The sequence below is a fragment of the Saccharibacillus sp. CPCC 101409 genome (assembly GCF_030518235.1).
Classification (GTDB): domain Bacteria; phylum Bacillota; class Bacilli; order Paenibacillales; family Paenibacillaceae; genus Saccharibacillus.
This window is the reverse complement of record NZ_JAULSA010000053.1, coordinates 1-695: the sequence shown is the minus strand read 5'-3', so window position 1 is coordinate 695 and position 695 is coordinate 1. Positions and strand designations below refer to the sequence as shown.

At 51.5% G+C, this 695-nt stretch carries 2 tRNA genes and 2 rRNA genes; all 4 read right to left on the bottom strand.

Going from position 1 to position 695, the window contains the following annotated elements:
- Window positions 1-113, bottom strand: a 23S ribosomal RNA gene (locus QWJ34_RS27020); the annotation flags it as partial.
- 110 nt (window positions 114-223) lie between these two features.
- A tRNA-Ala gene (locus QWJ34_RS27015) sits at window positions 224-299 on the bottom strand.
- 32 nt (window positions 300-331) lie between these two features.
- Window positions 332-408 (bottom strand) — tRNA-Ile (locus QWJ34_RS27010).
- A gap of 11 nt (window positions 409-419) precedes the next feature.
- Window positions 420-536: ribosomal RNA gene (gene rrf / locus QWJ34_RS27005) — 5S ribosomal RNA — on the bottom strand.
- Between the last annotated feature and the right edge of the window lie 159 nt (window positions 537-695).

The following is a 695-nucleotide window of genomic DNA, read 5'->3' as shown; positions in this document are numbered from 1 at the left end:
AATCTCCGGATCAACGCTTACTTACAGCTCCCCGAAGCACTATCGCGGTTCGTCGCGTCCTTCATCGGCTCCTGGTGCCTAGGCATCCACCGTGCGCTCTTACTTGCTTAACCATGTTTCGATTGAAACACTTACTTCCGCTAGGGAAGAAGTATTCCAGACGCAAAGTTATCGTTTCGGTATCCAGTTTTCAAAGAACAAATCATGCCATTCAAAACAATTATGGTGGAGCCAAGCGGGATCGAACCGCTGACCTCCTGCTTGCAAGGCAGGCGCTCTCCCAGCTGAGCTATGGCCCCATAAAAGGAAATAGAACTATGAATTTTAGAAATGGTGGGCCCTAGTGGACTCGAACCACCGACCTCACCCTTATCAGGGGTGCGCTCTAACCAGCTGAGCTAAGGGCCCATAAGAAACACGCTTGGCAGCGTCCTACTCTCCCGGGACCCTGCGGTCCAAGTACCATCGGCGCTGGAGGGCTTAACGGTCGTGTTCGAGATGGGAACGTGTGGAACCCCTCCGCCATTACTACCAAACGCATTTTTTTAGTTGAAAGAGTTTTCTCTCTCAAAACCGGATAGTGAAGGGAGTCTCTTATTTGTGATTCCCGAGAGAGAAGCGGGATGGAATGTCTGCGTTGCAGCAGACGATTCTCCATAGAAAGGAGGTGATCCAGCCGCACCTTCCGATACGGC